Here is a 23,662-nt window from a genome sequence, read left to right as displayed (position 1 = left end):
TAATTATTTTCCTTCGCCGGCGTGAGTCACCAGCCAGCAGTTGTGGATCTGACGGTTACGGGCAAAATCCTGCGACAGCGTCTTGGCGGTGATCTCTTTCGCCTCCAGGCCCAGCGCACTCAGCCCTGCCATATCCATTTGGAAACCGCGCTTGTTGTTCGAGAACATGATGGTCCCGTTGCGGCGCAGCAACCGTTTCAAATCTTTCATCAGCGCCAGGTGATCGCGCTGCACGTCAAAGGTGTTCTCCATCCGCTTGGAGTTGGAGAACGTCGGTGGATCGATGAAGATCACGTCGAACTGTTCATTGGCATTGCTCAGCCACGACAGGCAGTCGGCCTGGATCAGCCGATGCTGGCGGCCGGTCAGGCCGTTGGCGCGCAGGTTCTTCTCCGCCCATTCCAGGTAGGTGCGCGACATGTCCACCGTGGTGGTGCTGCGCGCGCCGCCCAGCCCGGCATGCACGCTGGCGGTGCCGGTATAGGCGAACAGGTTGAGGAAGTCCTTGCCGCCGCTCATCTCGCCCAGCATACGGCGCGCAATGCGGTGATCGAGGAACAGGCCGGTATCGAGATAGTCGGTCAGGTTGACCCACAGCTTGGCGTTATACTCTTCCACCAGCAAGAACTCGCCCTTCTGCGCCAGTTTCTCGTACTGGTTTTTGCCCTTCTGCCGCTCGCGGGTTTTCAGGATCAGCTGATTCGACGGCAATTCCAGCACCGCCAGCGTCGCGTTGATCACATCGAACAGGCGCTGACGCGCCTTCTGCGCATCGACGGTTTTCGGCGGCGCATACTCCTGCACCACCACCTTGCTGCCGTAACGGTCCACCGCGACGTTGTATTCTGGCAGATCGGCGTCGTACAGGCGGTAGCATTCGATGCCTTGTTGCTTCGCCCACTTGTCGAGCTTCTTCAAATTCTTGCGCAGACGGTTGGCGAAATCTTCCGCCACCTGCACGCCGCCGGTAGCGTTTCCGGCCGGGCTTGCCGCCAGCTGATAGTTTTTCTGCACGCACTCCAGCGGGCCGTTCTTCGCCTTGAACTGGCGCTCGGCGCGCAGCTGCAGGCAGCTCAACAGCTCCGGCGAGGCGCTGAACAGCGACAGCTGCCAACCGCCAAAGGCGCTTTTCATCACGCGGCCCAGCATGTTGTGCAGCGCGATCAGCGCCGGTTCGCTTTCCAGACGCTCGCCGTACGGCGGGTTGCTGATCACCGTGCCGTGCGGGCCTTCCGGCAGCGGGTTGGTCAAGCGCGCGACGTCGCCGACGTTGAAGGTGATCAGCTCGGCGACGCCGGCGCGGCGGGCGTTGCCGCGCGCCATCTCAATCACCCGACGATCGATATCGGAACCGAAGAAGCGAGAGGTAGTTTCCTGCAGGCCGCGACGCGCGCGCACCTGCGCTTCGGTGGTGACTTCACGCCACAGTTCGGCGTTGTGACCATTCCAGGCGCTGAAGCCCCAGTGTTGACGGTGCAGGCCCGGCGCGCGATCGGCGGCGATCATCGCCGCTTCGATCAACAACGTGCCGGAGCCGCACATCGGATCGAGCATCGGCGTGCCCGGCTGCCAGCCGGAACGCAACACGATGGCGGCCGCCAGGTTTTCCTTCAACGGCGCCTGGCCGGTGAGATCGCGGTAGCCGCGCTGGTGCAGGCCTTCGCCGCTCAGATCGAGCGCCACGCTGGCCATATCGCGTTGCAGGAAGACGTTAACGCGAATGTCCGGCTGCTGTTTGGCAACCGTCGGGCGTTGGTCGAGCTTACGGGTGAAGCTGTCAACGATGGCGTCTTTCACCTTCAGCGCGCCATACTGGCTGTTGCGGATCTCTTCGTTCACGCCGCTGAAATGCACGGCGAAGGTTTTATCCACGCCAAAAATGCTCGGCCAGTCAATCGCCTGCACGCCGAGGTACAGATCCAGGTCGCTGTGCACGCGGAATTCGTTCAGCGGCAACAAAATGCGCGAAGCCAGGCGGCTCCACAGCAGGCTTTGGTACAGAAGACGATCGTCACCCTGAAAATGTACCCCGCCCTGCACCACTTTGCAGTCGTGAGCGCCAAGCGTTTCCAGCTCGCTTTTTAACAGTTCTTCCAATCCACGCGCCGTGCTGGCAAACAGAGAGTTCATATCGTACTTATCACCAAAAAGAAAATTGTTGCGCATTATAGCTAATCCGCACCGCTTGTCATAAAGTTGCTCCCTTCTATTTAATCATCGTACGGAGATAAGGGTGATCACGCTTTCCAGACTCTACGTCCATCCGGTTAAATCACTGCGCGGCTTGCAGCTTTCCTACGCCCAGGTCGGCAGCAGCGGTCTGGCCTTTGACCGCAACTTTATGATCACCGAACCGGACGGCACCTTTATTACCGCGCGCCAATATCCGCAGATGGTGTTGTTCACGCCGGCGCTGTTGCCGGACGGGCTGTTTCTGACCGCGCCGGACGGTGAAAGCGCCGCCATTCGCTTCAGCGACTTCGCAGCCACGCCGCAGCCGACCGAGGTGTGGGGCAACCATTTCACCGCGCTGATCGCGCCGGATGAGATCAACCGCTGGCTGAGCGGCTATTTCCAGCGCGACGTGCAGCTGCGCTGGCTGGGGCCGGAGCTGACCCGCCGGGTCAAGAAACACCCTGAAATCCCGCTGACGTTTGCCGACGGCTACCCTTATCTGCTGATTAACCAAGCCTCGTTCAACGACCTGCAGCAGCGTTGCCCCGGCAGCATCAAGCTGGAACAGTTCCGCCCCAATCTGGTGGTGAGCGGCGCTACCGCCTGGGCTGAAGACGGCTGGCAGGTGATCCGCGTCGGCGACGTGATGTTCGATCTGGTGAAACCCTGCAGCCGCTGCGTGCTCACCACCGTCAGCACCGAGCGTGGCCGCAAGCACCCGAGCGGCGAACCGCTCAGCACGCTGCAAAAATTCCGCTCCGCCGACAACGGCGACATCGATTTCGGCCAGAATATGATCGCGCGCAACAGCGGCATCATTCGCGTGGGCGATACGGTGGAAGTCTTGTCAACCAAGCCGCCGCGCCCTTATGGCGCAGGTAAAGTGGTGGAGAGCGTGCAGGCGCCGCAGGACAGCGCGCACAGCGTCACGATCGAATATGAAGGAAAGGTATTTACCGGCAATAACCAGCAGATCCTGCTCGAACAACTGGAACAGCAAGGCATTCGCGTGCCTTACTCGTGCCGCGCCGGGATTTGCGGCAGCTGCCGCATTACATTGCTGAGCGGTGAAGTCGCGCCCCTGAAGAAAAGCGCGCTGGGCGACAACGGCACCATCCTGTGCTGCAGCTGCATCCCGAAAACTGATTTGACGTTGGCGTAATCCGCCTTATACCGCCCTGTCGTAAGCCGGGGCGGCGCTTTCATCCTGCGCGCAAGGTTTCAGCCGATCGTGCATCACCTTGATGGCGTCACCCAAGACCATGGTGCGGCCGGCGACCGTCAGCTGATTTTGCGCCAGCAGGCACAGGCTGGCGTTATCCCCGGCCTCGACCACCAGCAGGCGCGCTTCCGCGCCGCTTTCCATCACTTTCACCGCCGCCAGCTCGCCGTTCTTCGGCTGCAACGGGTAGTGCTGCTGCGAGAAATGCCAGCTCTTCGGCATCAGCGGTTTCAGGAAGCGGTAGGCGACCAGCGCATTCAACACCAGCTCGGCGCGCTGTTCATGGCTCAGCTTGACCTGCTTGCACTGTTCTTCATAGGTGAAATAAAGGGCGGCGTCATCCACGCAAAAAGCGCATTCATCGAAGGCGTCCGGCGTTAACATTTTGGCCGGGAAACGTGAACGAAAGATCATACCATTAGCTAAATCCAGCATTAGCCGATCGTGTTCGGCATCAAAATACCAACGCCAATTATCGTCAGGTTTTATCTTCATTTCGTATCCTTCTCGCTGCCCATGCCAACGCCGCACTCACCCTAAAAGGCGATTTTATCACCGATGAAATAGCTTAAACATCGGATAATTCCGCGAACGATATTTAAGCTAACGAACAAAATATAGACGAGCCGGGGGCAGAAATAAACCCCCGGAATAAAATGAGAGGAAAAATATTAGATATGGGTAACGATATCTTTAATCAAACGCGGGCCGTGATAGATAAATCCGGAATAAATTTGCAGCAGGCTCGCGCCGGCCTCCATTTTTTCGCGCGCCGCCGTCAGCGAATCGATGCCGCCTACGCCGATAATCGGCAGACGCCCTTGCAGTTCGGTGGAGAGGCGACGGATCACTTCGGTGCTGCGTGATTGCAACGGACGCCCACTTAACCCGCCCGCTTGTTCGCAGTAATTCAGCCCTTGGATCAATTTTCGATCCAACGTGGTATTGGTGGCGATCACGCCATCGATATTATGCCGCACCAGGCTATCGGCAATTTGGATCAATTCTTCTTCAGAAAGATCCGGCGCGATCTTTACCGCTACCGGCACATATTTGTGATGGCGCGCATGTAATTCCTGCTGCTTATTTTTAATCGCAGCCAAAAGATCGTCCAACGCTTCGCCATACTGTAAGGATCGTAACCCCGGCGTATTCGGTGAAGAGATGTTAATCGCGATATATCCGGCATACGGATAAACTTTATCCATGCAGATCAAATAATCGTCTTTGCCCTGCTCGACCGGCGTGTCTTTATTCTTGCCGATATTGATCCCAAGAATGCCGCCGAAATGGGATTTCTTAACGTTTTCAACCAGATTGTCCACGCCATGGTTATTGAACCCCATGCGGTTAATCAGGCCTTCCGCCTCAACCACGCGGAACAAGCGCGGCTTGTCGTTGCCCGGTTGCGGACGTGGCGTCACGGTGCCGACTTCCACATGGCCGAAGCCCATCGCGCCGAACGCATCGATGCATTCGCCGTTTTTATCCAGACCGGCGGCCAATCCCAGCGGGTTTTTAAACGACAGCCCCATGCAGCTGACCGGTTTGGTCGGCACGGACTGACGGACAAGAAACGCTAATGGGGTGCCGGTAATACGGCTGAGCTGACGAAAGGTCACTTCGTGCGCGCGCTCCGGATCGAGCTGGAACAACGCTTTCCTGATGAGGGGGTAGTACATGGACTCTCCTGATTTCCCGGTTGCAAACCGGGGGCGTATTATCCGGTATCCCCCGCCTAATTGGAATTGATTAAAGGCAAAAAAAGCCGTTTTTACGCAATCGTTTTCACTCTTCATCGCCAAATCGGCGCCAATCCGCTTTTACGCATATCCAAATCAAAAAATGAGATTTAAAAAACGCGCCCGGTTGCTGGTAGGTTTAAAACACTTCCCATTAATTTTCTAATTAAACCTAACTTTTAGTTATAAGGAGTGGCAATGCGCGTTATATCACTGGCCGGTAGCCCACGCATCCCATCACGTTCCGCCGCGCTGCTCTCGCTGAGTCAGAACTGGCTGCGGCAACAAGGGGTGGAGGTGACGGCCTATACCCTGCACGACTTCGATGCCGAAGATCTGCTGTACGCCAACTTCAACAGTCCGGCGATCAAGGCGTTTGCCGACCAGCTGGCGCAGGCCGACGGCCTGCTGATTTCCACACCGGTTTATAAAGCGTCGTTCTCCGGCGCGCTGAAAACCCTGCTGGACCTGCTGCCGGAACGCGCGCTGGACCATAAAGTGGTGCTGCCGCTGGCGACCGGCGGTTCTGTCGGTCACATGCTGGCGGTGGACTATGCGCTGAAACCGGTGCTGGCGGCGCTCAAAGCGCAAGAGGTGCTGCACGGCGTGTTCGCCGACGACAGTCAGATCCAGCTGACCGGCGAAAGCGCCACGCTCACCGACGCCGTGGCCACCCGGTTGGAAGAAGCGCTCGCCAGTTTCTATTTGGCGCTTGGGCGCCGCAAACCGCCCGCGCTGCGCGTCGCCTCGCCGCTGACGGCGCGTCAAACCGCCTGAAATGCCTGGAAAAGGAGAGCCTGAATGAAACAACGCAACGCTTTGCGACGTTGGCTGAACGCAGCGGCCTTCACCGGCCTGCTGTCGCTGGTCTGGGCCAACGCCGCCGTCGCGCAGGATCCGGCGCAATTTCGCATCGGTTACCAGAAAGGATCGGTGAGTCTGGTGCTGGCGAAAAGCCACCGGCTGCTGGAGGAGCGCTTCCCCGCCACCCGCATCAGCTGGATTGAATTTCCCGCCGGCCCGCAGATGCTGGAAGCCTTGAACGTCGGCAGCATCGATCTGGGCAGCACCGGTGATATTCCGCCGATCTTCGCGCAGGCCGCCGGGGCGGACCTGCTGTATGTCGGCGTTGAGCCGCCCAAACCGAAGGCGGAAGTGATCCTGGTGCCGGAAAACAGCCCGATCAAAACCGTCGCCGATCTGAAAGGCCATAAGGTCGCATTTCAGAAAGGATCCAGCTCACACAACCTGCTGCTGCGATCGCTGCAAAAGGCCGGCCTGAAATTTACGGATATCCAACCCGCCTACCTGACCCCCGCCGATGCGCGCGCCGCATTCCAGCAGGGCAACGTCGATGCCTGGGCTATCTGGGATCCTTATTATTCCGCCGCGCTGCTGCAGGGCGGCGTTCGGGTGCTCGGCGACGGCACCGATCTGAACCAGACCGGTTCCTTCTATCTGGCGGCGCGCCCTTATGTCGAAGCCAATGGCGCCTTTATCAGCCAGGTCCTGACGGTGCTGACCCAGGCCGATGCGCTCACCCGCAGCGACCGGGCGCAAAGCGTGACCTTGCTGGCCAACGCCATGGGGCTGCCGGAACCGGTGATCGCCAGCTATCTGGATCACCGTCCCCCGACCGCCATCACACCGCTCGATGCGCATACGATCGCCGCGCAGCAGCAAACCGCCGACCTGTTTTACGCCAACCGGCTGGTGCCGGTGAAGGTCGACATCTCGCAACGCATCTGGCGCCCAAGCGCGCAATAAATACGGGAGAGCATTGACGATGAGCCTGAACGTTTTCTGGTTTTTACCCACCCACGGCGACGGCCACTATCTTGGCAGCGCACAGGGCGCTCGCAGCGTCGATCACGGTTACTTGCAACAAATCGCCCAAGCGGCGGACCGGCTGGGATTCGGCGGCGTGCTGATCCCCACCGGTCGCTCTTGCGAAGACTCCTGGCTGGTGGCCGCCTCGCTGATCCCAGTCACCCAGCGGCTGAAATTTTTGGTCGCGCTGCGGCCGGGTATCATCTCCCCTACGCTGGCGGCGCGTCAGGCGGCGACGCTGGATCGCCTGTCCAACGGGCGCGCGCTGTTCAATCTGGTCACCGGCGGCGATCCGGAAGAGCTGGCGGCGGAGGGGTTGCATCTCAGTCATGAAGAGCGTTACGAAGCCTCGACCGAGTTCACTCATATCTGGCGCCGGGTGCTGGAAGGTGAAACCGTCGATTTCCACGGCAAGCATATTCAGGTGAAAGGCGCCAAACTGCTGTTCCCGCCGGTGCAGCAACCGCGCCCGCCGCTCTATTTCGGCGGATCCTCCGCCGCCGCGCAGGATCTGGCCGCCGAGCAGGTAGAAATGTACCTCACCTGGGGAGAGCCGCCGGCACAGGTCAAAGAGAAGATCGAAGAGGTGCGCGCCAAAGCGGCGGCGAAGGGCCGGCAGGTACGCTTCGGCATCCGTCTGCACGTCATCGTGCGGGAAACCACCGAAGAAGCCTGGCGCGCCGCCGATCGGCTGATCGCTCACCTCGATGAGGAAACCATCGCCAACGCGCAGCAGGCCTTTGCCCGCTTCGACTCCGTCGGCCAACGGCGCATGGCGGCGCTGCACGGCGGCAAGAAGGATAATCTGGAGATCAGCCCGAACCTGTGGGCCGGCATCGGCCTGGTGCGCGGCGGCGCCGGCACCGCGCTGGTGGGCGATGGCCCGACGGTCGCGGCGCGCATGCAGGAATACGCCGATCTGGGCATCGATACCTTTATTCTCTCCGGCTATCCGCATCTGGAAGAGGCCTACCGCGTCGGCGAACTGCTGTTTCCGCACCTCGATCTGGCGCAGGAGGAAACGCCCACGCGCCTTCAACCGGTGCGCCCGCAGGGCGAAGTGGTGGCCAACATCTATGTTCCGCAAAAAGTGTCGCAGAGCTGAGGAGCGCCCCGATGGCAAAGAACGCGCAACGCATCCTGTATCGGCTGGCCCCTTGGGCGCTGCCGCTGGCGCTGGTGATCATCTGGCAAGTCGCCGTCGAAACCGGCTGGCTGTCCAACCGCATTTTGCCGGCGCCGAGTGCGGTGCTGGCCGCCTTCTGGCGCCTGAGCCAAAGCGGCGAACTGTGGCAGCACCTGAGCATCAGCAGCCAGCGCGCGTTGATCGGCTTTGGCATCGGCGGCAGCATCGGACTGATTCTCGGCTTTATTACCGGGCTGTCGCGTTGGGGTGAACGCCTGTTGGACAGTTCGGTGCAAATGATCCGCAACGTGCCGCACCTGGCGCTAATCCCACTGGTGATCCTGTGGTTCGGCATCGATGAATCCGCCAAGATCTTTCTGGTGGCGCTCGGCACGTTGTTCCCGATTTATCTCAATACCTATCACGGCATCAAAAACATCGATCGCGGCCTGCTGGAGATGGCGCGCAGCTACGGTCTGAGCGGTTTTCGCCTGTTCACGCAGGTGGTGCTGCCGGGCGCGTTGCCGTCGATTATGGTCGGCGTGCGTTTCGCCCTCGGGTTCATGTGGTTGACGCTGATCGTCGCCGAAACCATCTCGGCCAACTCCGGCATCGGTTATCTGGCGATGAACGCGCGTGAATTTCTGCAAACCGACGTGGTGGTGGTGGCGATCGTGCTGTACGCCCTGCTCGGCAAGCTGGCGGACGTGGGCGCGCAACTGCTGGAACGCGTCTGGCTGCGCTGGCATCCGGCCTATCAACTGAAACAGGGAGAAGCGCTATGACCCTTCCCGCTCGCCTTGCGCAAGGCACGCCGGTGACGCTGGAGTCCATCGGCAAACGTTACGGCAACCGCACCGTGCTGGATAACATTCAGCTACGTATCTCTGCCGGGCAGTTCGTGGCGGTGGTCGGCCGCAGCGGCTGCGGCAAGAGCACCCTGCTGCGTCTGTTGGCCGGCCTGGAACAGGCCAGCAGCGGCGTGCTGCTCAGCGGCAATGCGCCGCTTGCCGCCGCCAAAGAGGATACCCGGCTGATGTTTCAGGATGCGCGCCTGCTGCCGTGGAAAACGGTGATCGACAACGTGGGGTTGGGGCTGCGCGGCCAGTGGCGCGACGCGGCGCTGCAGGCGCTGGCCGCGGTCGGTTTGGCGGATCGCGCCCGCGACTGGCCGGCGGCGCTGTCCGGCGGACAAAAGCAGCGGGTCGCCCTGGCACGCGCGTTGATCCACCGCCCCCGCCTGCTGCTGCTGGACGAACCGCTCGGGGCGCTGGATGCCCTGACGCGCATCGAGATGCAAGGGCTGATAGAATCGCTGTGGCAACAGCACGGTTTTACCGTACTGCTGGTGACGCACGACGTCAGCGAAGCCATCGCGCTGGCGGATCGGGTGATCCTGATTGAAGAGGGCCACATCGGACTGGATCTGAGCATCGATCTGCCGCGGCCACGCCGTAAGGGTTCAGCCAGGCTGGCGGAACTGGAAGCTGAAGTGCTGGAGCGGGTGTTATCGCCGCCGGTCACCGCGGCCAGCCCACGCCAGGCGGCGAATTGAACGAAAAAAGGGACGGCGCAGGCCGTCCCTTTGGGTATTCACGGTGAAAAGATTAGGCGTCGAGCGCCTTGCTGATCTTCTCGTACAGATCGCCGGACAGGTTTTCCAACCCTTTCAGCTGTTCCAACGCTTTGCGCATCAGCGCCTGGCGACCGGCGTCGTAACGCTTCAGGCGAATCAGCGGTTCGATCAGGCGCGCGGCGATCTGCGGGTTGCGCTGGTTGAGATCGCTGAGGATCTCCACCAGGAATTGATAACCGCTGCCATCCGCCGCATGGAACGCCGCCGGGTTGCCGGAAGCGAAGCCGCCGATCAGCGAGCGGGTGCGGTTCGGGTTGCTCAGGCTGAACGAGCGGTGTTGCAGCAGCGCACGCACCTTGCTCAACACATCCGCCGACGGGCTGCTCCCCTGCAGCACGAACCATTTGTCCATCACCAGGCCATCCTGATGCCAGCGCTCGTCGAACGCCGCCAACAGCGCATCGCGACACGGCAACTGGGCCGCAACCGCAGCGGACAGCGCCGCCAGCGAGTCGGTCATGTTATCCGCCTGGCGATACTGTTCGCTCACCAGTTGGTCCGCCAGCGCCGCATCTTCGCCGAACGCCAGATAACCCAGGCACACATTGCGCAAGGCGCGCTTGGCGATGTCGGCGTGCTCCACGCGGTAGCCGTCGGTCTTGTTGGCGTGATACACCGCCAGCCACTCATCGGCCAACTCCCGCGCCAGGCAGCGAACGATCGCTTCGTGCACCGCGGCGATCGCTTCCGGATCGATGGTGGCGAACAGTTCAGCGATTTCGTTCTCCGACGGCAGCGTCAGGATCTGCGCCGCCAGCGCCGGATCCAGCGTCTCGTTCAGCAACACCGCACGGAACGCGTCGGCCACGTGCAGCGGCAGCGACAACGGCTGCTTCTGCTGGTGCCGCGCCACGTTCAGTTTGATGTAGGTCGCAAGCAGGCTCTGCGCCGCATCCCAACGCGCAAACTCATTGCGCGCGTGCTGCATCAGGAAGGTCAGTTGCTGATCGCTGTACGGATAATCCAGTTTCACCGGCGCAGAGAATTCACGCAGCAGCGACGGCACCGGCTTGTGCGCCACGCCGTCGAACACGAAGGTCTGCTCCGCTTCGGTGACGTTCAGCACGTTGTTGACCGGCAGGCCACCCTTCTGCAGCGCGATGACGTTGCCTTCGCTGTCGTACAGCTCGATATCCAGCGGGATATGCAGCGGCAACTTCTCAGGCTGATCGGCGGTCGGCGCGGTTTTCTGGCTGACATGCAGGCGATATTGCTGAGTTTCCGCATCGTACTCGTCGCGCACCGTCAACAGCGGCGTGCCGGACTGACTATACCAACGGCGGAAGCGCGACAGATCCACGTTGGACGCGTCCTCCATCGCCTGTACGAAGTCATCGCAGGTGGCGGCGCTGCCGTCGTGGCGTTCGAAATAGAGCTGCATCCCTTTCTGGAAGTTCTCTTCCCCCAGCAGGGTGTGCATCATGCGGATCACTTCAGAACCTTTCTCATACACCGTCAGGGTGTAAAAGTTGTTCATCTCGATGACTTTATCCGGACGAATGGCATGCGCCATCGGGCTGGCGTCTTCGGCGAACTGCGCGCCGCGCATCACGCGCACGTTATCGATACGGTTGACCGAACGCGAGCCCAGATCGGAACTGAACTCTTGATCGCGGAACACCGTCAGCCCCTCTTTCAGGCTGAGCTGGAACCAGTCGCGGCAGGTGACGCGGTTGCCGGTCCAGTTGTGGAAGTATTCGTGACCAATCACCGCTTCGATGTTCAGGTAATCTTTGTCGGTGGCGGTTTCCGCCTTCGCCAACACGTATTTGGAGTTAAAGATATTTAACCCTTTGTTCTCCATCGCGCCCATATTGAAGAAATCGACCGCCACGATCATATAAATGTCGAGATCGTATTCCAGACCGAAGCGGGTCTCGTCCCACTTCATCGAGTTTTTCAACGAGGTCATCGCCCAGTCGGCGCGATCCAGGTTGCCGCGATCGACAAACAGCTCCAGCGCGACCTTACGGCCGGAACGGGTGGTGAAGCTGTCGCGCAGCACGTCGAAGTCCCCCGCCACCAACGCGAACAGGTAGCAAGGTTTCGGGAACGGATCCTGCCATTGCACCCAGTGGCGACCATCGGCCAATTCACCCTGGCCAATACGGTTGCCGTTCGACAGCAGGAACGGATAGCGCGCCTTGTCGGCCACGATGCGGGTGGTAAAGCGCGCCAGCACGTCCGGGCGATCCTGGTAATAGGTAATATGATGGAAGCCTTCGGCTTCGCATTGCGTGCACAGCGCATCGCCGGACAGATACAGCCCTTCCAGCGCGGTGTTTTTCGCCGGGTGAATATCGTTGACGATGGTCAGAGTGAATTGTGCCGGCAACGCTTCGACGATCAGCTGGTTATCCTGCTGACGATAGGCGCTCCACGGTTGACCGTCGACCTGAATGCTCACCAGCGTGAGATCTTCACCATCCAGCACCAGCGGTGCGTCGGCTGCGCCCTGACGTTTGATTTTACTGACGGCGGTCACGCGCGTGGTTTCCGCGTCCAGACTGAAGTCCAAATCGATGTCGGTCGTGGTGTAATCGGGCGCGCGATAATCGTGGCGATATTTTGCCTGTGGCTGTTGTGTCATAAAAACCCTTAAACGTCTCAGTGAGTTATAGGTGCCAGGCCGCTCTTCTCCTCCGCGCCGTCGCTGGAGATTTCCCCTGCGGCGCTCGGCGAACCTGATTGTGAATAAACTGTATCACAGCTGGCTGAAAAGCCCAGATCCGCCGGGCAAGCGCGATAAAGAAATCAGAGGCAAATCATAGTTCACCCACCAGATGGCAGCGCGGGTGACCAATGGCTAAATAAAAATCAGCATTTAATGCTAAAAAACCGCCTTCGCGGCGCTCCGGCATTGTTGAGGCGGCACAGGCGGCATGATGGTATAATTGCCGAATCAGGCTCAGGGATGACTCGCACTATGAAAATCAAATACGCTATCTATTTTTTCACCCTGTGCCTGATGACCTCCTTCTCGCTGTTCATCGTCGAGGAACTGCTCGAAGCCCATACCGAGTACCGCGATAACCAGCTCAACCTGTATAAGATCGATCGCGCCAAAGAAATCTCCGAGGCCTTTCAGGCTTCGCTGCAGGCTCACCGCCTCAAACGCTTGAGCCTGATCGATCCGCAAATCACTCGCGCGCAATGTCTGGCCGCCGATCGGGTGGCGCGCGAGAAAATCGCACGGATCCGCGAGCATCTGAACGACACGGTCGCCAGGGAGCTGGGTGTGCGGCAAAAAATCGCCGCGCTGTCGATGATCGGCCTGATGGAACAGTTGCTGGATAACGACAACCTGCAGCTTTCGCAGGTCAACAACGCCAACGCCAACCTGTTCAACATCAACAGCGCCTATTACATCTCGCAAACCAGCAAGAGCTATTACCGCTACACCTACGATACCCGAATGGTGGATACCGACTCCTTTATGTTTCTCGAGGCCATTCGCCTCAACAACCGACTGAATATGTCGCTGACGGAGTTAAGCGATCAGATTATCGACGTCAACGTCAGCCCGCTCGATCGCAAAGACGCCTATCTGAAGTCCATTCAGTTGACCGGCGTCCTGAACGCGCTGAGCACCCGGTTGATCTTCATGAAGCTCAACTACGACGACGTGCAAACCACCAGCATCGTCAATCAGTTGCTCACCCAGGTGTCTACCGAACGCCTCAAGCAGATTACCGATGGGCTATACACCGCCATCAATACCCAAAAGCCCTATCCCGCCGCGCTGATCTCGCGCTATGTCGACGAGTTGAGCGGGCTTTCTCAGACGCTGTATCAACGCAGTTTCGAGCTGGAAACCGTCGCTTCGCGTCACAAGATTTATGACAGCCAGACCACCATTTACGGCATGATCGCGCTCGCCGGTCTGGGGGTGCTGCTGTTCATTTTGCCGGCGCTGGTGTTCTGCACCAACATCAACCGCTGGTTGACCAAAACCCACAACAATATCGTGCGGCTGTCGCGCGGCGAGATGAATATCGATCGCAACGACGCCTTCTACAGCCGGGAACTGATCGCCATCAGCGACGCCATTCAACAGCTCAGACAATATCAGTTGGACAAGGTCTCGCTGGAAAGCGAGAAACAGCTGCTGATTAAAGAGCTTGAGGCCTCTTCCTTCCTCGATCCGCTCACCAACATTTATAACCGCCGTAAATTCTTCCTCGAATGCCAGCTATTGGGCGACGGTAGCTACCCGCAGGCCTTTTGCCTGATCGATATCGACAACTTCAAACAGCTCAACGACAGCTACGGCCACGATGTCGGTGACCGGGCGCTGGTGGAATTCGGCCATCTGTTGCAACGCGCGTTTCGCGCCAGCGACATCTTCTGCCGCTACGGTGGCGAAGAGTTCGCGGTGCTGCTGGGCAACTGTTCGTTGGACAACGCGCGGGACATCATGGAGCAATTGCGCGCCCGCACCCATCGCCTGACGCTAAATTTGGCCGACGGGCGGCAAGTGCGTTTCACCACCAGCTGCGGCATTGCGCCGGTCAACGCGTTCACTGCGCTGCAGGCGGCGATAAAACAGGCGGACGAAGCGCTCTATTTTTGCAAAAAGAACGGCAAGGATCGGGTCAGCGTGCACACCCAGGCCGGGTTTATCTGATTTGTTGTTTAAAATAATTAACATTATAATTTTTATGACTAATTAGGCTAAGTCATTCACCTTACAGGCATATCTGGCTTTTTTCCCCCGCCGCCGTCGCCAGCCCGCCATAAAGGCACGTTTAATCCTCGACCCGCTTCGGTGATTTATGGTGTGATGCAGCTTCAATAACAGGATAATCCGGGTATACTCCACCCCCACTTTTATGATTATCCGGATTTGGACACGCGCCTGACGAGGATGCTGTAACGCGCTATGACTCAATACGCTTCCCCGATTTTGACATCACTGCTTGATACCGATGCTTACAAGCTTCATATGCAGCAAGCAGTGTTCCATCGCTATCCCGCGATCAGCGTGGCGGCGGAATTCCGCTGCCGCGGCGACGAACTGCTGGGCGAATATGCCGACGAGATCCGCGCGCAGGTCGCCCTGATGAGCCAGCTGGCGCTGACCGACGCAGAATTCGCTTACCTTTCGGGTCTGCCCTTCTTCCGTCAAGATTACCTGAGCTGGCTGCGCACGTTCCGATACGATCCGCAGCAGGTGACCATCGACAACCGCGACGGCAAGCTGCAAATCCGCATCGCCGGGCCGTGGCGTGAAGTGATCATGTGGGAAGTGCCGCTGCTGGCGGTGATCAGCGAAGTGGTGCACCGCCGGCGTTCTCCGCTGGCGACGCCGGAACAGGCGGTAGCCCACCTGCAAACCAAGTTGGCGCAGTTCAAGACGCTGGCGGGCGATTTGGATCTTTCACGCTTCAAGCTGATGGACTTCGGCACCCGTCGCCGTTTCTCCCAGGGCGTACAACAGGCCATCGTCAGCACCTTGCAGGCCGAATTCCCGTACCTGTCGGGCACCAGCAATTACGATCTGGCGCATCAGCTCGGCCTGGCGCCGGTCGGCACGCAGGCGCATGAATGGTTCCAGGCGCATCAGCAGATAAGCCCGGTGCTGGCCAACAGCCAGCGCGCCGCACTGCAGGCCTGGCTGGATGAATACCCGGATCAGCTTGGCATCGCGCTCACCGACTGCATTACCATGGATGCTTTCCTGCGCGACTTCGGTCCGCAGTTCGCCGAGTGTTATCAGGGGCTGCGCCACGATTCGGGCGATCCCGTCGAGTGGGGTGAGAAAGCCATTGCCCACTATCAGAAACTGGGCATCGATCCGATGAGCAAAACGCTGGTGTTCTCGGACAACCTGGATCTGGAAAAAGCGCTGACGCTCTATCGCCACTTCTATCAGCGCATCAACCTCAGCTTCGGTATCGGCACGCGCCTGACCTGTGATATTCCGGGCGTTAAGCCGTTGAATATCGTGATCAAGCTGGTCGAATGCAAAGGCAAACCGGTGGCTAAGCTCTCCGACAGCCCCGGCAAGACCATCTGCCAGGACCAGGCATTCGTGCGGGCCTTGCGCAAGGCCTTCGATCTGCCGCTGGTGAAGAAAGCCAGCTGAACCTTCTCTATCTCTATATAGAGAGAAAGAAAGCCGGCCCGGTTTACGCGCCGGCTTTTTTATTTTTATCCCGAACGCCCTCTTTTCAGTCAGCCGCGATAAATGTTGCGACAATCCGATGATTTCTGCTTGTGCTCTGCACCGCGGCAAGTAACATAGCCATTACCCCCATATTCTTGGGTTGTAAGCTATTTCTAAACCAAATTATTAAAGAGAGAAATCTATGAGCGTAGTGCCTGTAGTCGACGTACTGCAAGGTCGTGCTGCGGTTGACAGTGAAGTCACCGTACGCGGCTGGGTACGTACCCGGAGAGATTCAAAAGCTGGTATCTCCTTCCTGGCCGTCTATGACGGTTCCTGCTTTGATCCGTTACAGGCCGTCGTTAATAATTCTCTGCCGAATTATCAGGATGAAGTGCTGCATCTGACCACCGGTTGTTCGGTTGAAGTCACCGGCAAAGTCGTCGCTTCACCGGGCGAAGGCCAGAGCTTCGAACTGCAGGCTACCGCGATCAAAGTGGTCGGCTGGGTCGACGATCCGGACACTTACCCGATGGCGGCCAAGCGCCACAGCATCGAATACCTGCGCGAAGTGGCTCACCTGCGCCCGCGCACCAACCTGATCGGCGCCGTGGCGCGCGTACGTCATACTCTGGCGCAGGCGATCCACCGCTTCTTCCATGAAAATGGGTATTTCTGGGTCTCTACTCCGCTGATCACCGCCTCCGATACCGAAGGCGCCGGCGAGATGTTCCGCGTGTCCACGCTGGATCTGGAAAACCTGCCGCGCACCGACAAAGGCACCGTCGATTTCAGCGAAGACTTCTTCGGTAAGGAAGCCTTCCTCACCGTTTCCGGCCAGCTGAACGGCGAAACCTACGCTTGCGCGCTGTCGAAGGTTTACACCTTCGGCCCAACCTTCCGCGCCGAAAACTCCAACACCAGCCGCCACCTGGCGGAGTTCTGGATGATCGAACCGGAAGTGGCCTTCGCTACGCTGGACGACGTCGCCGGCCTCGCCGAAAGCATGCTGAAGTATGTGTTCCAGGCGGTGCTGGATGAACGTGCCGACGATCTGAAATTCTTCGCCGAGCGCGTGGATAAAGACGCTATCGCTCGTCTGGAGCGCTTCGTGTCTTCCGATTTCGCCCAGGTGGATTACACCGACGCCATTGAGATCCTGCTGGCCTCGGGCCAAACCTTCGAAAACCCGGTTTCCTGGGGCATCGATCTCTCTTCCGAGCATGAACGTTACCTGGCGGAGAAACACTTCCAGGCGCCGGTGGTGGTGAAAAACTACCCGAAAGACATCAAAGCGTTCTACATGCGCATGAACGAAGACGGCAAGACCGTCGCGGCCATGGACGTGCTGGCGCCGGGCATCGGCGAAATCATCGGTGGCTCGCAGCGTGAAGAACGCCTCGACGTGCTCGATCAGCGTCTGGAAGAGATGGGGCTGAATAAAGAAGACTACTGGTGGTATCGCGATCTGCGCCGCTACGGCACCGTGCCGCATTCCGGTTTCGGCCTAGGCTTTGAACGTTTAATCGCCTATGTCACCGGCGTGCAAAACGTGCGCGATGTGATTCCATTCCCGCGCACGCCGCGTAACGCAAGCTTCTAATTTATACGATCACACGTTTTTTAAACGATTTCGTTACAAAACAAAGGCCAGCATCGCTGGCCTTTCGCATTTTTTAATATTGACGCACGTCACAAAGTTCCCGAAAAATTACATTTAGTTACACATACTTTCCTTTTGCAACCTGATTGGGACATTGGTATCATTTTCGTCCTAGATTAACCCGCCTGTGAATGGAACACTGCGTTCAGACACAGGACGACACCAATCTATCAACAATAGTTCCCAAAGAATTATTGGCGGCAGTGGCAAAGGTGTCCGAATAACACCAATGAGGGTAATAATGATGAAGCGCAACATTCTTGCAGTGGTAATCCCGGCTCTGTTGGCTGCTGGTGCAGCAAACGCAGCTGAAATCTACAACAAAGACGGCAACAAGCTGGATCTGTACGGCAAAGTTGACGGTCTGCACTACTTCTCCAAAGACAAAGGTAATGACGGCGATCAGACCTATGTTCGTTTCGGCTTCAAAGGTGAAACCCAGATTACTGACCAACTGACCGGTTACGGCCAGTGGGAATACAACGTTCAGTCCAACCACGCCGAATCTCAGGGCACCGAAGGCACCAAAACCCGTCTGGGCTTCGCCGGTCTGAAATTCGCTGACTACGGCTCCTTCGACTACGGCCGTAACTACGGCGTACTGTACGACGTGGAAGGCTGGACCGATATGCTGCCAGAGTTCGGTGGCGATACTTACACCTACTCCGACAACTTCATGACCGGCCGTACCAACGGCGTTGCGACCTATCGTAACAACAACTTCTTCGGTCTGGTTGACGGTCTGAACTTCGCCGTTCAGTACCAGGGTAAAAACCAGAACGACAGCCGTGCTCTGAAAAAACAGAACGGCGACGGCTGGGGCCTCTCCTCTACTTATGACATCGGCGAAGGCGTAAGCTTCGGCGCTGCCTATGCGTCCTCCAACCGTACCGACGATCAGAAGCTTAACGCTACCGCTAAAGGCGACAAAGCTGACGCATGGACCGTGGGCGCGAAATACGACGCCAACAACGTCTACCTGGCGGCGATGTATGCAGAAACTCGCAACATGACCCCATACGGCGAGTCTGACTTGACTATCGCTAACAAAACTCAGAACTTCGAAGTGACCGCTCAGTACCAGTTCGACTTCGGTCTGCGCCCAGAAGTGTCTTACCTGCAGTCTAAAGGCAAGGATCTGGCTGGCCGCACCGCGAACGGCGCTCGCTTCAACGGCGGCGACGCTGACCTGGTTAAATATGTTTCTGTTGGTACCACTTACTACTTCAACAAAAACATGTCCACCTACGTTGATTACAAAATCAACCTGCTGGATGACAACGACTTCACCAAAGCTAACGGCATCGCAACTGACGATATCGTAGGCGTTGGTCTGGTATACCAGTTCTAAGTTGTCTCGCTTATCGGCGGTTCACCGTCGGCTAAGTTAAAAAAACAGGGCTTCGGCCCTGTTTTTGTTTGTATCAGCCGGTAACTTTTTATCCTGCCGATTCCCCCTTCCCCATCATTTTTTCTGTCGAATCCTTCACGTTCATAAGATCGCGGTGTTTTTATCGCAAACGGTTGGCAAAGCCGATAACTGGCGCTACCCTGATGCTTCTGTCTGCTTAACTCCGAGATTTGGAAGCACCTGACATGTTTGAAAAAATCACCGCCGCACCCGCCGACCCGATCCTGGGCCTGACCGACATTTTCCGCGCCGACGCCCGCCCGAATAAAATCAATTTAGGCATTGGCGTTTATAAAGACGAAACCGGTAAAACTCCGGTGCTGACCAGCGTAAAGAAAGCTGAACAGTATCTGTTGGAAAATGAGACCACCAAAAACTATCTCGGCATTGAGGGCATCCCGGCGTTCGCCAGCTGCACGCAAGAACTGCTGTTCGGTAAAGAGAGCCCGATCGTCGCCGATCGCCGCGCGCGCACCGCACAGACGCCTGGCGGCACCGGCGGCCTGCGCGTGGCGGCAGACTTTATCGCCAACCAGACCAGCGCCAAACGCATCTGGATCAGCAACCCAAGCTGGCCGAACCACAAGAACGTCTTTAGCGCCGTGGGCCTGGAAGTGCTGGAATACGCCTACTATGACGCCGCCAACCACGCGTTGGATTTTGACGGCCTGCTGAACAGCCTGAAACAGGCGCAGGCCGGCGATGTCGTGCTGTTCCACGGCTGCTGCCATAACCCGACCGGTATCGATCCAACGCCGGAACAGTGGGCGCAGCTGGCTGAACTTTCCGTCGCCAACGGGTGGTTGCCGCTGTTCGACTTCGCTTATCAGGGCTTCGCCAACGGCCTGGAAGAAGATGCGCAGGGCCTGCGTATTTTCGCCGCCAAACATAAAGAACTGATCGTCGCCAGTTCCTATTCGAAAAACTTCGGTCTGTACAATGAGCGCGTCGGCGCTTGCACTATTGTAGCCGCCGATGCCGAAACCGCCGATCGCGCCTTCAGCCAGGTGAAAGCGGCCATTCGCGCCAACTACTCCAACCCGCCGTCACACGGTGCCGCCGTTGTCGCCACCATTCTGGGTAACGATGCGCTGCGCGCGATGTGGGAACAAGAGCTGACCGATATGCGCCAACGCATTCACCGCATGCGTCAGCTGTTTGTGAACACCCTGCAGGAGAAAGGCGCGCAGCAGGACTTCAGCTTCATCATCCAGCAGAACGGCATGTTCTCGTTCAGCGGCCTGACCAAAGAGCAGGTGCTGCGTCTGCGTGAAGAGTTTGGCGTTTACGCTGTGAACTCGGGCCGGGTGAACGTGGCGGGCATGACGCCGGACAATATGGCGCCGCTGTGTGAAGCCATCGTCGCCGTGCTCTAAGCGCGTCGGCGAAAGCCACCAGTTTGAAGGGGCGCGCTATGCGCCCCTTAATTATTTCTGCCGGGAAATGATCGTTACCACACCGCCGGCTCTTCGCGCAGGAACGGGTTGGTCTGGCGCTCGTGACCGAAGGTCGACATTGGACCGTGGCCGGGAATAAAGCGCATGTCGTCGCCTAACGGCAACAGCTTGGTGCGAATAGAGGCGATCAGCGCCTGATGGTCACCGCGCGGGAAGTCGCTGCGCCCCACGCCGCCGTTAAACAGCACGTCACCCACCAGCGCCAAACGCGCCTGCTCATTGATAAAGACGATGTGGCCCGGTGTGTGCCCAGGACAATGCAACACCTTGAGCTTCATCTCGCCCACCTGCATCTCATCGCCTTCCGACAACCAACGGGTCGGGGTCAGCGGCGCACACTCTTCCAGCCCGAACATCCGGCTCTGCGCCGGCAAACCATCCAGCCAAAAAGCGTCCTCTTTATCCGGGCCGTAAATCGGCACCTGATAATGTTCCGCCAGCTCCGCCGCCGCGCCGACGTGATCCAAATGGCCGTGCGTCAGCAAAATCTGCGTGATTGTCACACCCTGCTTCGCCACTTCCGCTTTGATTTTTTCCGCTTCGCCGCCGGGATCGACCAACGCCGCCTGCTGCGTGTTTTCACACCAGATCAGGCTGCAATTCTGGCTAAAAGCGGTAACGGGAATAAGATGGTATTTCATAAGGCTCCAACGACAATAACGCCGCCTCCGCAAGGAGCGGCGTTATTCACTGAGGGCACCGCGATTACCAGCTCCGAACCGGGCCGGTATCGATGTGCACGAAGTTGCTACGTGGGTAATATCCTACACCACCAGCGCGCATTTTTAACGCCGCTTTACGGATATTACTCAATTGGATACCTTCAATATGGAAATCCATCGCCTGGCCCTTGGTATGGTAGCTGTGCTTGGCCACACCACGGCTGTGCGCACGCAATTCGTTGTTGGTATCTACGGAACGGTAACCGGAGATCAGCTGCACCGGCTTGCTGGTACCCAGCAGCCCCTGCAGGCGATAGAGGTGATCAAACAAACTGGGATCGATCGATTTAACCTTGTTGGCGCGATAATCGCGGAACAGATGATTTAGCCGAACCAACTCTTCTTTATTGTAGCCTTTGCCGTCAAAGAACTCGGCTTTAATAGATTCACCGGTATTCAGGTTATTCAACACTAAAATACGCGGTCGAGCGGTGGAAAGACTGGCAAACGCCTGCCCTGGAAGCAGCGCTATGCCCATAGCTGCGCCGCCTAGCGCCAGCCATTTACGGCGATGATGATCAATTTTGTCCATGACTCTGTTAAACCCGGCAAGAATGTCAAAATAAATGCACAAAGCAGCGCACTGTCCGAACCATAACCGCCTGCGTATGCTGAGTCAACCCGCGATACGCCTAGGTTTACAGGCCCCCAGGTAAGAGGGCCTGCGGTATAGCCAAACATTCTGACCGTTATTTATTTATAATTACTGCATTTACTGCATTAATTTTTTGGCCTGAGCCAAAATTTGTGCGCCCGATCTCACCGTATTATCATAATTGTAAATATCTGTACGGAATTGCGGTTGGCCGTCATCCGAAACCCAGGCGGTCAGATAATACAGTTTTACGGGAATACGCTGGCGAATATTCACATAAGTGGTATTCCCTTCTTTCAGCGTGGAGGAAACGCGGCTATTGTTCCAGCCGGCATCCTGCAGCAGCATATTCGCCAAATCGGAAGCCTTGTTCACCCGCACGCAGCCGGAGCTGAGCGCGCGAATGTCTTTCTGGAACAGGCTGTGGTTCGGGGTATCGTGCAGGTAGATCGCGTCCGAACTCGGCATATTGAACTTGAAACGCCCCAGCGAGTTGGTGGCACCCGGCGCCTGGCGCACGCGATACGGGAAGTTGCGCGCAGAGACCATGCTCCAGTCGATCATCGCCGGGTTGATCACCTCCGCATCGTTGCTCCAACCCGACAGCACGGTATAGCCGTGTTTCTGGAAATAGTTACCGTCGCGCATCGCCTTCGGCACGATATCCTCACGCACCAGCGTAGTCGGTACGTTCCAAGGCGGGTTGACCACCACGTTGTTCAACGCGCTGCTCATCAGCGGTGTCTTGCGGCTCGGCCGCCCGACGATAACGCGGGAGGACAGCACTTCGTTGCCGTTCTGGTAGTAGGTCAGCGAGTAGTTGGGAATATTCACCATAATGCCGGTGCCGACATGCCCCGGTAAAATTCGCAGACGTTGGATATTCAACGCCAGCAGCGCGGCGCGGGTTTTCGGAGACACGTTGAGCCACTCGCGAGTGCGCACGCCGATCACGCCGTCCGCCGTCAGCCCCTGCCATTTCTGGAAACGTTTGACGCCCTCCACCAGCTCGTTGGTATAGAGGTTGTCGCTCACCACGCTGCCGACCTGCGGCGGCGTCTGTTCAGCGGTCAACTCCGTCACCGGCGCCGCCGACGGACTGACCGTCACACGCCCCTTCTCTTCGTCTACCGTCAGCCCGCCGTCATCAGGCTCATTGCTCTTTGCCGAGACGACCGCCGGCTCCGGCTCGGCCTCCGGCGCCGAAGCGGCCAGCATGCCGGTGCGCGTCAGGATTTCACGCAGCGCAGGAATATCGTTGCTCATTTGTCCTGGGCGCAGGCTCGGGCCGCTGCCCACCTGCGGCCAGGGGCGGTTATCCGCCAGCATATCGCGCAGCGCCTGATGCATCTTGGCGTATTGCGGGTGCTGCGGCGCGAGCGAATTCACATAGCTCAGCGTGCGCGCCTGACGCACCGCCAGCTGCCATTGGTTGATCACCGCAGTGGGCGGCAAGCCAAGCTTGTAGGGAATATTGCTGTACAGCCAACTGGTGCCGTTGGCGCCGATAGCGGACACGAACTGCAAATAGCCCAACATCGCATCGGACAGCACCACATCGCGGCCTACGTCATTGAGCGCCGGATTGGTCAACATCTTCACCCATTGGGTGAACTGCGGCTGCACGCCGGACATCGCCAGCTCGGCCAGCTGCTGTTGAAACTGCTGAACGGCCTCGCGATCCTGCCACATCGGCTGCATATGATTCGCCGCATACAGCGGCGCCAGCGTGGAAAGGTAGTGCAGATCCATGCCGCGCGGCAACGCGGCCAGCAGTTCAGAACGGCTCTGCGCAACGGACATGCCTGCTGATGCCACCGGTAACGCCGTTACGGTGGCCAATGCGGAAAACGATGACACAAGACTACAGGCGATAGCGCCACTCAGCGCCAAACGTCGTAGAGAGTTTCCCTTTTTAAGCAACATCCCTTGCCCCCTGTATGCTCACAAAAAAAACGTCAAAAAACTGCATAT

At 58.3% G+C, this 23,662-nt stretch carries 18 protein-coding genes; 11 read left to right on the top strand and 7 right to left on the bottom strand.

All coding sequences use genetic code 11. The annotated features are described in order from the left end of the window. Positions 1-3: 3 nt before the first annotated feature. On the bottom strand, positions 4-2,130 hold the full coding sequence (gene rlmKL / locus ACORQT_RS08565; RefSeq protein WP_089192583.1) for a bifunctional 23S rRNA (guanine(2069)-N(7))-methyltransferase RlmK/23S rRNA (guanine(2445)-N(2))-methyltransferase RlmL: 2,127 nt from the start codon (positions 2,128-2,130) through the stop codon (positions 4-6). A 103-nt stretch (positions 2,131-2,233) separates the two neighbouring features. Here rlmKL and ACORQT_RS08560 point away from each other — a divergent pair, with 103 nt between their 5' ends. Continuing rightward, positions 2,234-3,337 carry a YcbX family protein gene (locus ACORQT_RS08560; RefSeq protein WP_033642584.1) on the top strand — a complete coding sequence of 368 codons (1,104 nt, stop codon included), beginning with the start codon at positions 2,234-2,236 and terminating at the stop codon, positions 3,335-3,337. A gap of 6 nt (positions 3,338-3,343) precedes the next feature. On the opposite strand, the gene ACORQT_RS08555 is transcribed toward ACORQT_RS08560, so the two are convergent. Both ACORQT_RS08555 and pyrD read right to left on the bottom strand, forming a co-directional pair. Further along, entirely contained in the window at positions 3,344-3,892 is a 549-nt protein-coding gene (locus tag ACORQT_RS08555; protein ID WP_004928171.1) for a cell division protein ZapC, read from the bottom strand. 176 nt (positions 3,893-4,068) lie between these two features. After that, positions 4,069-5,079, bottom strand: coding sequence for a quinone-dependent dihydroorotate dehydrogenase (gene pyrD / locus ACORQT_RS08550; protein WP_019454516.1), 1,011 nt, complete (start codon positions 5,077-5,079; stop codon positions 4,069-4,071). 258 nt (positions 5,080-5,337) lie between these two features. Here pyrD and ssuE point away from each other — a divergent pair, with 258 nt between their 5' ends. From ssuE to ssuB, 5 genes are read left to right on the top strand one after another with little or no spacing between them, the layout of a single operon-like run. Next, positions 5,338-5,916, top strand: a complete 579-nt coding sequence (gene ssuE / locus ACORQT_RS08545; protein ID WP_072627937.1) for an NADPH-dependent FMN reductase — start codon at positions 5,338-5,340, stop codon at positions 5,914-5,916. Positions 5,917-5,940: 24 nt separating this feature from the next. After that, positions 5,941-6,906, top strand: a complete 966-nt coding sequence (locus tag ACORQT_RS08540) for a sulfonate ABC transporter substrate-binding protein (RefSeq protein WP_033642582.1) — start codon at positions 5,941-5,943, stop codon at positions 6,904-6,906. Positions 6,907-6,925: 19 nt separating this feature from the next. Further along, on the top strand, positions 6,926-8,074 hold the full coding sequence (ssuD, locus tag ACORQT_RS08535; RefSeq protein WP_072627939.1) for an FMNH2-dependent alkanesulfonate monooxygenase: 1,149 nt from the start codon (positions 6,926-6,928) through the stop codon (positions 8,072-8,074). Positions 8,075-8,085: 11 nt separating this feature from the next. Then, on the top strand, positions 8,086-8,880 hold the full coding sequence (gene ssuC / locus ACORQT_RS08530) for an aliphatic sulfonate ABC transporter permease SsuC (protein ID WP_033650683.1): 795 nt from the start codon (positions 8,086-8,088) through the stop codon (positions 8,878-8,880). Next, positions 8,877-9,650 carry an aliphatic sulfonates ABC transporter ATP-binding protein gene (gene ssuB, locus ACORQT_RS08525; RefSeq protein ID WP_072627940.1) on the top strand — a complete coding sequence of 258 codons (774 nt, stop codon included), beginning with the start codon at positions 8,877-8,879 and terminating at the stop codon, positions 9,648-9,650. Before ssuC ends, ssuB begins: the two co-directional genes overlap by 4 nt. Positions 9,651-9,702: 52 nt before the next feature. Here ssuB and pepN read toward each other — a convergent pair whose 3' ends face one another. Further along, complete coding sequence (gene pepN / locus ACORQT_RS08520; protein WP_072627941.1) at positions 9,703-12,321, bottom strand: aminopeptidase N; 2,619 nt, start codon at positions 12,319-12,321, stop codon at positions 9,703-9,705. Positions 12,322-12,657: 336 nt separating this feature from the next. On the opposite strand from pepN, the gene ACORQT_RS08515 reads away from it, so the two are divergent. The 5 genes from ACORQT_RS08515 to ACORQT_RS08495 all read left to right on the top strand — a co-directional run bounded on the left by ACORQT_RS08515 (position 12,658) and on the right by ACORQT_RS08495 (position 20,290). Then, positions 12,658-14,358 (top strand): GGDEF domain-containing protein, encoded by a 1,701-nt coding sequence (locus ACORQT_RS08515; RefSeq protein WP_042784121.1) that lies wholly within the window; start codon positions 12,658-12,660, stop codon positions 14,356-14,358. A 255-nt stretch (positions 14,359-14,613) separates the two neighbouring features. Then, positions 14,614-15,819, top strand: a complete 1,206-nt coding sequence (pncB, locus tag ACORQT_RS08510) for a nicotinate phosphoribosyltransferase (RefSeq protein ID WP_444859359.1) — start codon at positions 14,614-14,616, stop codon at positions 15,817-15,819. Positions 15,820-16,042: 223 nt separating this feature from the next. Further along, positions 16,043-17,443 carry an asparagine--tRNA ligase gene (asnS, locus tag ACORQT_RS08505; RefSeq protein ID WP_033642576.1) on the top strand — a complete coding sequence of 467 codons (1,401 nt, stop codon included), beginning with the start codon at positions 16,043-16,045 and terminating at the stop codon, positions 17,441-17,443. A 301-nt stretch (positions 17,444-17,744) separates the two neighbouring features. Next, positions 17,745-18,854 (top strand): porin OmpC, encoded by a 1,110-nt coding sequence (gene ompC, locus ACORQT_RS08500; RefSeq protein WP_033642575.1) that lies wholly within the window; start codon positions 17,745-17,747, stop codon positions 18,852-18,854. Between the two features lie 245 nt (positions 18,855-19,099). Beyond that, entirely contained in the window at positions 19,100-20,290 is a 1,191-nt protein-coding gene (locus ACORQT_RS08495) for an amino acid aminotransferase (protein WP_033642574.1), read from the top strand. 74 nt (positions 20,291-20,364) lie between these two features. Here the strand turns inward: ACORQT_RS08495 and ACORQT_RS08490 are convergent, their stop codons facing one another. The 3 genes from ACORQT_RS08490 to ldtD all read right to left on the bottom strand — a co-directional run bounded on the left by ACORQT_RS08490 (position 20,365) and on the right by ldtD (position 23,614). Beyond that, the gene (locus ACORQT_RS08490) at positions 20,365-21,012 is read right to left on the bottom strand and encodes an MBL fold metallo-hydrolase (protein WP_033642573.1); all 648 of its coding nucleotides are present in this window, start codon (positions 21,010-21,012) and stop codon (positions 20,365-20,367) included. 64 nt (positions 21,013-21,076) lie between these two features. Further along, positions 21,077-21,625 (bottom strand): YcbK family protein, encoded by a 549-nt coding sequence (locus ACORQT_RS08485; protein ID WP_004928217.1) that lies wholly within the window; start codon positions 21,623-21,625, stop codon positions 21,077-21,079. A gap of 180 nt (positions 21,626-21,805) precedes the next feature. Beyond that, entirely contained in the window at positions 21,806-23,614 is a 1,809-nt protein-coding gene (gene ldtD / locus ACORQT_RS08480; protein WP_071991639.1) for a L,D-transpeptidase, read from the bottom strand. Positions 23,615-23,662 lie beyond the last annotated feature (48 nt).

Origin of the sequence: Serratia sp. (in: enterobacteria) (assembly GCF_052400455.1) — a bacterium.
GTDB lineage: Bacteria > Pseudomonadota > Gammaproteobacteria > Enterobacterales > Enterobacteriaceae > Serratia > Serratia ureilytica.
This window is presented reverse-complemented; position numbering and strand designations above follow the sequence as displayed.

Excerpts from the sequence above, each read along its gene's own strand:
- asnS (WP_033642576.1), top strand. The coding sequence starts at position 16,043 with ATGAGCGTAGTGCCTGTAGTCGACGTACTGCAAGGTCGTGCTGCGGTT.
- ACORQT_RS08485 (WP_004928217.1), bottom strand. The coding sequence starts at position 21,625 with ATGGACAAAATTGATCATCATCGCCGTAAATGGCTGGCGCTAGGCGGC.
- ACORQT_RS08555 (WP_004928171.1), bottom strand. The coding sequence starts at position 3,892 with ATGAAGATAAAACCTGACGATAATTGGCGTTGGTATTTTGATGCCGAA.
- ACORQT_RS08540 (WP_033642582.1), top strand. The coding sequence starts at position 5,941 with ATGAAACAACGCAACGCTTTGCGACGTTGGCTGAACGCAGCGGCCTTC.
- ssuD (WP_072627939.1), top strand. The coding sequence starts at position 6,926 with ATGAGCCTGAACGTTTTCTGGTTTTTACCCACCCACGGCGACGGCCAC.
- ompC (WP_033642575.1), top strand. The coding sequence starts at position 17,745 with ATGATGAAGCGCAACATTCTTGCAGTGGTAATCCCGGCTCTGTTGGCT.
- ssuE (WP_072627937.1), top strand. The coding sequence starts at position 5,338 with ATGCGCGTTATATCACTGGCCGGTAGCCCACGCATCCCATCACGTTCC.
- pepN (WP_072627941.1), bottom strand. The coding sequence starts at position 12,321 with ATGACACAACAGCCACAGGCAAAATATCGCCACGATTATCGCGCGCCC.
- ssuB (WP_072627940.1), top strand. The coding sequence starts at position 8,877 with ATGACCCTTCCCGCTCGCCTTGCGCAAGGCACGCCGGTGACGCTGGAG.
- ldtD (WP_071991639.1), bottom strand. The coding sequence starts at position 23,614 with ATGTTGCTTAAAAAGGGAAACTCTCTACGACGTTTGGCGCTGAGTGGC.
- ACORQT_RS08495 (WP_033642574.1), top strand. The coding sequence starts at position 19,100 with ATGTTTGAAAAAATCACCGCCGCACCCGCCGACCCGATCCTGGGCCTG.
- ACORQT_RS08490 (WP_033642573.1), bottom strand. The coding sequence starts at position 21,012 with ATGAAATACCATCTTATTCCCGTTACCGCTTTTAGCCAGAATTGCAGC.
- rlmKL (WP_089192583.1), bottom strand. The coding sequence starts at position 2,130 with ATGAACTCTCTGTTTGCCAGCACGGCGCGTGGATTGGAAGAACTGTTA.
- pncB (WP_444859359.1), top strand. The coding sequence starts at position 14,614 with ATGACTCAATACGCTTCCCCGATTTTGACATCACTGCTTGATACCGAT.
- ACORQT_RS08515 (WP_042784121.1), top strand. The coding sequence starts at position 12,658 with ATGAAAATCAAATACGCTATCTATTTTTTCACCCTGTGCCTGATGACC.
- ssuC (WP_033650683.1), top strand. The coding sequence starts at position 8,086 with ATGGCAAAGAACGCGCAACGCATCCTGTATCGGCTGGCCCCTTGGGCG.
- pyrD (WP_019454516.1), bottom strand. The coding sequence starts at position 5,079 with ATGTACTACCCCCTCATCAGGAAAGCGTTGTTCCAGCTCGATCCGGAG.